This window comes from Diaphorobacter sp. J5-51, from assembly GCF_001023515.1.
Lineage (GTDB): Bacteria > Pseudomonadota > Gammaproteobacteria > Burkholderiales > Burkholderiaceae_C > Diaphorobacter > Diaphorobacter nitroreducens.
The window spans coordinates 1-9,018 of the sequence record NZ_JSYI01000014.1 but is presented as its reverse complement, the minus strand read 5'-3'; the positions used below and the strand labels follow the sequence as shown (position 1 = coordinate 9,018).

10 protein-coding genes are annotated in these 9,018 nt (G+C 67.4%); 7 read left to right on the top strand and 3 right to left on the bottom strand.

The window, feature by feature from the left end; all coding sequences use genetic code 11:
• Nucleotides 1-51 precede the first annotated feature (51 nt).
• The 5 genes from OX89_RS01610 to OX89_RS01590 all read left to right on the top strand — a co-directional run bounded on the left by OX89_RS01610 (nt 52) and on the right by OX89_RS01590 (nt 4,016).
• Nucleotides 52-948 carry an alpha/beta fold hydrolase gene (locus OX89_RS01610; protein ID WP_047349321.1) on the top strand — a complete coding sequence of 299 codons (897 nt, stop codon included), beginning with the start codon at nt 52-54 and terminating at the stop codon, nt 946-948.
• A gap of 25 nt (nt 949-973) precedes the next feature.
• The gene (locus OX89_RS01605; RefSeq protein WP_011804051.1) at nt 974-1,816 is read left to right on the top strand and encodes an acyl-CoA thioesterase II; all 843 of its coding nucleotides are present in this window, start codon (nt 974-976) and stop codon (nt 1,814-1,816) included.
• Nucleotides 1,817-1,832: 16 nt separating this feature from the next.
• Nucleotides 1,833-2,609 carry an enoyl-CoA hydratase gene (locus tag OX89_RS01600; protein WP_012655597.1) on the top strand — a complete coding sequence of 259 codons (777 nt, stop codon included), beginning with the start codon at nt 1,833-1,835 and terminating at the stop codon, nt 2,607-2,609.
• A 181-nt stretch (nt 2,610-2,790) separates the two neighbouring features.
• Nucleotides 2,791-3,273 carry a thioesterase family protein gene (locus OX89_RS01595; protein WP_047349320.1) on the top strand — a complete coding sequence of 161 codons (483 nt, stop codon included), beginning with the start codon at nt 2,791-2,793 and terminating at the stop codon, nt 3,271-3,273.
• A gap of 188 nt (nt 3,274-3,461) precedes the next feature.
• Nucleotides 3,462-4,016: a polymer-forming cytoskeletal protein gene (locus OX89_RS01590; protein ID WP_047349319.1), complete on the top strand. Its 555-nt coding sequence runs from the start codon at nt 3,462-3,464 to the stop codon at nt 4,014-4,016.
• 52 nt (nt 4,017-4,068) lie between these two features.
• Here OX89_RS01590 and OX89_RS01585 read toward each other — a convergent pair whose 3' ends face one another.
• Nucleotides 4,069-4,500 carry an acyl-CoA thioesterase gene (locus tag OX89_RS01585; RefSeq protein WP_047349318.1) on the bottom strand — a complete coding sequence of 144 codons (432 nt, stop codon included), beginning with the start codon at nt 4,498-4,500 and terminating at the stop codon, nt 4,069-4,071.
• 43 nt (nt 4,501-4,543) lie between these two features.
• Between OX89_RS01585 and OX89_RS01580 the strand changes: the two genes are divergently transcribed.
• Nucleotides 4,544-6,355 carry an ABC transporter ATP-binding protein/permease gene (locus OX89_RS01580; protein ID WP_047349322.1) on the top strand — a complete coding sequence of 604 codons (1,812 nt, stop codon included), beginning with the start codon at nt 4,544-4,546 and terminating at the stop codon, nt 6,353-6,355.
• A gap of 54 nt (nt 6,356-6,409) precedes the next feature.
• Nucleotides 6,410-6,724 carry a nucleotide pyrophosphohydrolase gene (locus OX89_RS01575; RefSeq protein WP_047349317.1) on the top strand — a complete coding sequence of 105 codons (315 nt, stop codon included), beginning with the start codon at nt 6,410-6,412 and terminating at the stop codon, nt 6,722-6,724.
• A 113-nt stretch (nt 6,725-6,837) separates the two neighbouring features.
• Here the strand turns inward: OX89_RS01575 and OX89_RS01570 are convergent, their stop codons facing one another.
• Entirely contained in the window at nt 6,838-7,869 is a 1,032-nt protein-coding gene (locus OX89_RS01570; RefSeq protein WP_011804058.1) for a DctP family TRAP transporter solute-binding subunit, read from the bottom strand.
• Nucleotides 7,870-7,902: 33 nt separating this feature from the next.
• On the bottom strand, nt 7,903-9,018 hold a 1,116-nt coding region (locus tag OX89_RS01565), incomplete at its 5' end, for a TRAP transporter large permease (protein ID WP_047349316.1).

Here is a 9,018-nt window from a genome sequence, read left to right as displayed (position 1 = left end):
AGCGATGCGGGTTACTACTCATTGCCGGGAGGCATCCATACAAGACAAGCCATGCAGAGTGAAACCCTGATGGTCGATGGCGCAGTGCCGCTGGCGCTGCGCGTGTACGCGCCACGGCCCGGCCCCGCGCGCGCCGCCGTCGTCATTGGCGGCGCCATGGGCGTGCGCCAGGCCTTCTATGGGCCGTTCGCCGCCTGGCTGGCGCAGCAGGGCCTGCGGGTCACCACCTTCGACTACCGGGGGCAGGGCGAGTCGCTGAGTGGTGGCATGCGCGAGGTGCGGGCCAACCTGTTCGACTGGGCGCGCGACTACGACGCGGTGATCGCCCATGCAGCCCAGGCACTGCCTGGCCAGCCGCTGCTGCTGCTGGGGCACAGCCTGGGCGCGCAGCTGCCCGGGCTGCTGCGCGAGCATGCGCGCGTGAGCGGCCTGCTGAGCGTCGCCGCGGGCAGCGGCTACTGGCGCGACAACGCACCCCGCATCCGCCGCGCCATGCCCGCGTTCTGGCATGTGCTGGTGCCGTTGTCGGTGCGGCTGTGCGGCTACTTCCCCGGGCGGCGCCTGCGCGCCGTGGGCGACCTGCCCGCCGGCGTGATGCTGCAGTGGCGCCGCTGGTGCCTGCACCCGCGCTACAGCGTGGGGGCGGAGGGAGAATCCGCCCAGCGCAGCTACGCGGCGGTGCGCTTTCCGGTACACGCCTGGTCCATGCAGGACGATGAGCTCATGACCTGGCGCGGCACGCAAAGCCTGTTGGCGCTGTATGCGAACGCGCCGTGCAGCGTGGAGCGCATCGCGCCGCACGAGGCGCAGGCGCGGCGCATCGGGCACTTTGGATTTTTCCGCGAACAGTTCCGCGACACGCTGTGGCCCCGCGCCTTGCAGCAGCTGGAGGCGTTGGCCCAGGCGCAGCCGCAGGGCACCGCAGGTGCCACCGCCACCGCAGGCTGAGCCGATTCACGGCACACTCGCACCCATGACTACGCACCACAGCATTCATCCCTTGGACGCGGCGCTGGCGCTCTCGTCCAGCCATTCCGAAGGGGCCGGGCAGTACACCGGCCACACCTCGCCGGCTTACTGGAACATGGTCGGGCCGTTTGGTGGCATCACCGCGGCCACGCTGCTGCAGGCCGTGATGCAGCACCCCGACCGCCTGGGCGAGCCCCTGTCGCTCACGGTGAACTACGCGGGTGCACTGGCCGAGGGGCCGTTCACGCTGCAGGCCACACCGGTGCGCACCAACCGCTCCACCCAGCACTGGACGCTGTCGATCCTGCAGGCGGGCGCGGACGGAGCGCCCGTGGTCACCACCACGGCCACCGTGGTCACGGCCGCGCGGCGCGAGACCTGGGGCGCCGCCGACACGCCCATGCCGCAGGTCCCCGCGCCGGCGCAGTGCAAACCCGTGCAGCCGGCGTTCCGCTCGGAATGGCTGCAGCGCTACGAGATGCGCCCGGTGACCGGCGCGCTGCCCGAACAGTGGGACGACAGCGGCGACACCAGCCTGTCGCAGCTGTGGATGCGCGACGCGCCCGCGCGGGCGCTGGACTTCTGCGCGCTGGCGGCGCTGGCCGATGTGTTCTTCCCTCGCGTGTGGCTGCGCCGCGCGCGCCAGGTGCCCGCGGGCACCGTGTCCATCACCGTGTACTTCCATGCGGGCGCGGACCTGCTGGCGCAGACCGGCACGGGCTACCTGCTGGGCCAGGCGCGCGCGCAGGAGTTTCGCAACGGCTTTTTCGACCAGACCGTGCAGCTGTGGAATGAGGCCGGCGCCATGCTGGCCACCAGCCACCAGATCGTTTATTACAAGGAATGACCCCGGAGCAACACCCATGAGTACAACGAACGCAGACATCCTGGTCCACGCCGAAGAGGGCGTGACCACCATCACCTTCAACCGCGTGGAGAAGAAAAATTCCATCACCACGGCCATGTACGCGCAGCTGGCCGACGCGTTCGAGGCCGCGGCGCAGGACGCGTCGGTGCGCGTGGTCGTGCTGCAGGGCGACGTGGCCATCTTCAGTGCAGGCAACGACATCGGCGACTTTTTGCAGCAGCCGCCCGCCACGCAGGACGCGCCCGTGTTCCGCTTCCTGCGCGCCATCGCCACCTTTCCCAAGCCCGTGCTGGCTGCGGTGTGCGGCCCGGCAGTGGGCATCGGCACGACCCTGCTGTTCCACTGCGACCTGGTGTACGCGGGGGACAACGCGGCGTTCTCGATGCCCTTCGTGAACCTGGGCCTGTGCCCCGAGGCCGCCTCCAGCCTGTTCGCGCCGCAGATGCTGGGCTACCACCGCGCGGCCGAGGCGCTGCTGCTAGGCGAGCCCTTCATGGCCGAAGCGGCGCTGGAAGTCGGTTTCGTCAACCGTGTGGTGCCGCCGACCGAATGCAACATGGTGGCCCAGGCCCAGGCGCGCAAGCTCGCGGCCAAGCCGCTGTCGGCCCTGATCGAGACCAAGCGCCTGCTCAAGAAGAGCCAGACCGCCGCCGTGCTGGAGCGCATGGCTGAGGAGGGCCAGAGCTTTGGTCGCATGCTGCGCGAGCCCGCCGCCCGCGAGGCCTTCACCGCGTTCATGGACAAACGCCGCCCGGATTTCAGCGCCTGCTGACATCGGCCCCGCCACCGAACGGGGCGGGGCAGGGCGGCGCCGGCATCCATGCCGTGTTCGCCCTACGCGCCGGGGTGATCACCGTGTCTGCTGGACCGGGTGGTCGGGCGTTTGAATGAAAAATGGCTCTAGCGCTTATCCAGTAAGCGCTAACAGCTCCTGATAAGAGAGCAAAAATTCCATGAGCAAACCTGCCAGCCTGCCATTGGCCTTCGAGCCCGAGTTCATCGCCGGCCTGCGCCAGATCTTTGAGGAGAAGATTCCCTTCAACCACTTGTTGGGGCTGAAGATCACGCGCCTGGAGCCCGCGGCCGTCGCGGCGCGCATCGACATGCGTCCCGATCTGGTGGGGCACTTTGCCTACAACCGGCTGCACGGCGGCGTCATCAGCGCGGGGCTGGATGCCATGGGCGGTCTGGCGGTGATGGCGGCCATCGGCGCCAAGCACATGGACGAGGCGCCCATGGACCGCCTGCACCGCTTCGCCAAGCTGGGCACCATCGACCTGCGCATCGACTATCTGCGCCCCGGCATCGGCAGCCACTTCGAGCTGCGGGCCGAGGTGCTGCGCCTGGGCTCGCGCGTGGCCACCACGCGCATGGAGTTCCTCGGCCCGCAGGGCGAGCTGATGTCCGCGGGAGCCGCGGCGTACATCGTCTCTTAGCGCGATCCGTGCGAAGACGGGCCGCGCCGGGCACGCGCCGTTTGGGGGATACGCGCTGTGTGCTGCTGCAAGCCCTGCAAGTGCATGCAACCATCGAACGGTTTGGTTACCGTTCTTGCGTAACAGGGGCGGTTTTGATCTGTGGCAACTCCTAGCATCTGCGGGTCTTTTCTAGGAGATCCGATCCGATGGCCGTGCAAAACCCCTTCTTTGGCAAACGCGAACCCGACACTTTCCAATCCCGCCAGCCTTCGTCAGCGCTGGGCGGCACCACCACCACCGCAAGCACCCCAACCGCCGCTCCCGCAACCAGAACCGCTGTGTCCACGGCCTCCAGCGCCACGGCCGAGGGCAGCGGCAGCAAGCTGACCGTGGGCCCCAACATCAAGCTCAAGGGTGTGGAGATCACCGATTGCGACACTCTCGTCGTGGAAGGCACCGTGGAGGCCACCATGGATTCGCGCGTGATCCAGATCACCGAGCAGGGCGCGTTCCGCGGCTCCGCCGAGATCGACATTGCCGAGATCCACGGCGAGTTCGATGGCACGCTCACCGTGCGCCAGAAGCTGGTGATCTTCAGCACCGGCAAGGTGAGCGGCAAGATCCGCTACGGCAAGGTGGTGATCGAAGAGGGTGGCCAGCTCTCCGGCGAGATCGAGGTGGGCCTGGGTGGTGGCGCGCGCATGAGCGCGGCCTCGGGTTCGTCGTCTGCCGCATCCTCGGCCGCGCTGGCCGCGGCCTGACGCCGGCACACCCATCGCCGCCAGCGGGAGGCCGTGAGGCGCTCCCGTTTTTTTACGGCGCGACGCTTTCGTCGCCCGGCTTCTGAATGGGGCGCGGGCGGCCGTTCTCGTCGATGGCCACATAGGTCAGCGACGCCTCGGTCACCTTCACGTAGCTGCCCTGGGTGCGGATGTGCTCGGCATAGACCTCCACCTGCACGGTCATGGAGGTGTTGCCGATGCGCGTGACTTCGGCAAAGAACGACAGCAGGTCGCCCACGCGCACGGGCTGCTTGAAGATGAATTCGTTCACCGCCACCGTGGCCATGCGGCCGCGGATGTACCGCGCGGGCAGCACGGAGCCAGCCAGATCCACCTGCGCCATGACCCAGCCGCCGAAGATGTCGCCATTGCCGTTGGTGTCGGCGGGCATGGGCATCACCTTGAGTACCAGTTCCTTATCGGCGGGCAACTGGCTGTGGGAGGCGGGGCGATCCTGGGACATGGGCACAATCTTTGGTTTTGCTTGACTCCACGGATTGTCCATCATGCGCCGCTACGGCGAAGCCATCGCCTCCGACAGCCCACGCGTTCGTTCCGACCGGGCCACCCTGCAGCGCCTACTGCCCTATCTGTGGCAGTACAAATGGCGCGTGGTCGCGGCCATGGCCTTCATGGTCGGCGCCAAGCTGGCCAACGTGGGGGTGCCGCTGCTGCTCAAGAGGCTCGTCGATGCCATGACGCTGCCCGCCGGCAGCACCACGGCGCTGCTGGTGGTGCCCATGGGGCTGCTGCTGGCCTACGGGGCGCTGCGCCTGGCCAACTCGGTGTTCAACGAGTTGCGCGAGCTGGTGTTCGCCAAGGCCACGCATGGCGCGGCGCGCGCCATCGCGCTCAAGACCTTCGAGCACCTGCATGCGCTGTCCCTGCGCTTTCACCTGGAGCGCCAGACCGGCGGCATGACGCGCGACATCGAGCGCGGCGTGCGCGGCATCGAGTCGCTGGTGTCGTTCGCGCTGTTCAACCTGGCCGCCACGCTGGTCGAGGTACTGCTGGTGCTGTTCATCCTGGCGCGCCAGTTCGACGTCTGGTTTGCTGTCATCACGCTCACCGCGCTGGTGCTGTACGTCGCCTTCACCGTGGGCGTGACGCAGTGGCGCATCCAGTTCCGGCGCCAGGCGAACCAGTTCGACTCGGCCGCGCACAGCAAGGCCATCGATTCGCTGCTGAACTACGAGACCGTCAAGTACTTCAACAACGAGCAGTTCGAGGCGCGCCGCTACGACGAAAGCCTGGAGCAATTGCGGCAGGCCCAGCTCAAGAGCCGCAGCACCCTGGGGCTGCTCAACAGCGGGCAGCAGCTCATCATCGCCGTGGGGCTGGTGGCCATGCTGTGGCGCGCCACCGAGGGCGTGGCCGCGGGGCGCATGACGCTGGGCGACCTGGTCATGGTCAACGCCTTCATGATCCAGATCTACATCCCGCTGAACTTCCTGGGCGTGATCTACCGCGAAATCCGGCAGAATCTGACCGACCTGGACAAGATGTTCACGCTGATGGACAGGGAGCAGGAGGTGGCCGATGCGCCCGGCGCCACCGACCTGGCGGGGCTGAAGCCGCCCACGCTGCGCTTCGAGGACGTGCACTTCGCCTACGACCCGGCGCGGCCCATCCTGCGGGGCGTGAGCTTCGAGATTCCTGCCGGCAAGACGGTGGCCGTGGTCGGCCCCTCGGGCGCGGGCAAGAGCACGCTCAGCCGCCTGCTGTACCGCTTCTACGACATCCAGCAAGGCCGTATCACCATCGCTGGCCAGGACATCCGCGCCGTGACCCAGCAGTCGCTGCGCCGGGCCATCGGCATCGTGCCGCAGGACACGGTACTGTTCAACGACACGGTGGCCTACAACATCGCCTATGGCCGCACCGGCGCCAGCCAGGCCCAGGTCGAGCAGGCCGCGCGCGCCGCGCATATCCACGGCTTCATCGCCGCCCAGCCCAGGGGCTACGAGACGACGGTGGGCGAGCGCGGCCTGAAGCTCAGCGGCGGCGAAAAGCAGCGCGTGGCGATCGCGCGCACGCTGCTGAAGAACCCGCCCATCCTGATCTTCGACGAGGCCACCAGCGCCCTGGACTCTGCCAACGAGCGTGCCATCCAGGCCGAGCTGGCCAGCGCCGCGCAGAACAAGACGACCCTGGTGATCGCCCACCGCCTGTCCACCGTGGTGGACGCGCACGAAATTCTGGTCATGGAGGCCGGCCGTATCGTCGAGCGTGGCACGCACGCGCAGCTGCTGGCCCACGGCGGGCACTACGCGCGCATGTGGGCGTTGCAGAAGAATGATGGTCAAAACGGGCTGTAGCGATTATGTGGCAAGCGCAAGCAGCTATCAAAATGAAAGCACGGAGCGTTGAGCATGGATATCGTCGCCTTGCAGCGTGAACTGCGCGCCTTCGCCGCCGCGCGTGACTGGCAGCCCTTTCACACGCCCAAGAACCTGGCCATGGCGCTGATGGTGGAGGCGGCCGAGCTGCAGGAGCTGTTCCAGTGGCTCACGCCGGAGCAGTCGCGCACCTTCACCCAGGACGCCACCGCCCACGAGCGGGTGGGCGACGAGATGGCCGATGTGCTGCTGTACCTGCTGCAGCTGGCGGACTACGCGGGCGTGGACCTGGAAGTTGCCGTGCGGCGCAAGCTGGCCAAGAACGCCGTCAAGCATCCCGTTCCCTGATGCGTGAGGCGTAAAAAAGCGGCTAGCGCCCGTGGTTAGGGCGCTAGCCGCTTTTGATTTGATAGCGCTGGCAGAGCCTGCGCTATGGGGCAAGGCGCCCCATTACTGCGCCATTACTGCTTGCGCGCCGCAATCGCCTTCTCGGCTGCGCTTACCAAGTCGGCGCCGATCTGGCCCTTCCACTTCTCGAACACGGGGCGCGTGGCCTTCACGAAGGCGTCGCGCTCGGCGGGGCTCAGCTGCGTCACGGTCACGCCATTCGCGGCGATGTCCTTGAGCAGGGGCTTGTCGGCCTCGACCATGCCTTTGCGCGCGATGGCAATTTCTTCCTTGCCGGCTTCGATGGCGGCCTGCTTGACGGCTTCGCGGTCGGCGGGCGTCCAGCTGTTCCACACGTCCTTGTTCACCACGAAGATCAGCGGGTCGTTCATGTAGCCCCACATGGTCACGTGCTTCTGTGCCACGGTGTGCAGCTTGGCGGCCTGGTACACGGCGATGGGATTCTCCTGGCCGTCCACGGCGCCGCTGGCCATGGCGGGCTGCGCGTCGGCCCAGCTCATCTGCGTGGGGTTGGCGCCCAGCGCGGTGAAGGTGTCGAGGAACAGGGGCGAGCCCACCACGCGGATCTTCAGACCCTTGAGGTCGGCGGGGCTCTTGATGGCGTGCTTGGAGTTGCTGATCTCGCGGTAGCCGTTCTCACCCCAGGCCAGTGGCACCACGCCGGCCTTTTCCAGCGTCTGAAAGATGCTCTTGCCGACTTCGCCCTGTGTGACCGCATCGACAGCCGCGTAGTCGGGGAACAGGAAGGGCAGCGAGAACAGGTTCAGCGCCTTCACCTGGGGCGACCAGTTGATGGTGGAGCCCACAGCCATGTCGATCACGCCCTGGCGCAGCGCGGAAAACTCACGTGTCTGGTCGCCCTGGATCAGCGACACGCCCGGGTAGAGCTTGATGTTGATGCGGCCCTGGGTTTTCTCCTTGACCTTCTGTGCCCAGATCTCGCCGCCCTTGCCCCACGGGAAGGCGGTGCCCAGTACCAGCGACATGCGGTATTCGCTCTTATAGTTCTGCGCCAGCGCGGGTGTGCCGAAGGCAAGGGCCGCAGCAGCGGCGACGGCGGAAGTGAGGAAAGTGCGAAGTTTCATGGGACAGGTCTCCTTGGAAAAAATGCGAACGAATCAGTAGCCCAGCTGGGCAGGCAGCCACAGGGCCAGCTGCGGGAAGGCGATCACGGCCACCATCACCAGGAACATGGCCAGCAGCATGGGGCCGACCCAGCGCACGGTGGACTCCATGCGCACGCCTGCGATGCGGCAGCTGACCATCAGGTTCACGGCCAGCGGCGGCGTGAACTGGCCCAGTGCGACCTTCAGGGTGAGGATCACGCCGAACCACACCGGGTCCCACTGGTAGTGCTGCATGATGGGCAGCAAGAGCGGCACGAAGATCAGGAAGATCGAGATGCCGTCCAGGAACATGCCCACGGTGATGAGCAGCAGGATCAAAAGCGCCAGCACGCCGTATTCGCCCAGGCCGGAGTTCACGATGGCGTTGGCCACCGGGTCGATCACGCCCAGTGTGGACAGCGAGAACGCGAAGATGCCCGCCAGCGACACCACGATCAGGATCACGGCCGACAGCTCGCCCGCTTCGCGCAGGATGGTGAACAGGTCGCGCACCTGAATGGTGCGGTGGATCACCATGCCCACGAACAGGCCGTAGAACACGGCCACCACGGCGGCCTCGGTGGGTGTGAACCAGCCCGCGCGCATGCCGCCCAGGATCAGCACCGGCGCGGCCAGGCCCCAGGAGGCTTCGCGCAGGCTGCGCCAGAACGGCGGGCGGGGCATGTCGGCTTCCAGGTGGCCCATGCGGTGGCGGCGCGCCATCCACACGGCCGGCACGATGAGCGCAATGCCCGCCAGCACGCCCGGCACCATGCCCGCCGCGAACAAGGCCGGCACCGAGGCCCCGGGCACCAGCACCGAATAGATGATGAACGCCACCGAAGGCGGGATGAGGATGTCCGTGGCTGCGGCCGCCCCCACCACACTCGCCGAGAAGCTGCCGGGGTAGCCCGCGCGGCTCATGGCCGCGATCATCACCCCGCCCACGGCGGCCGCGCTGGCCGGTCCCGAGCCGGAGATGCCGCCCAGGAACATGGCCACGGCAATCGCCACCAGCGGCAGCATGCCCGGCCCGCGCCCGACGATCGCCACGGCAAAGTTCACCAGGCGCAGCGCCACGCCTGAGTAACCGTCTTCGAAGTCAAGCGCAATGAAGCGACTTGTCCC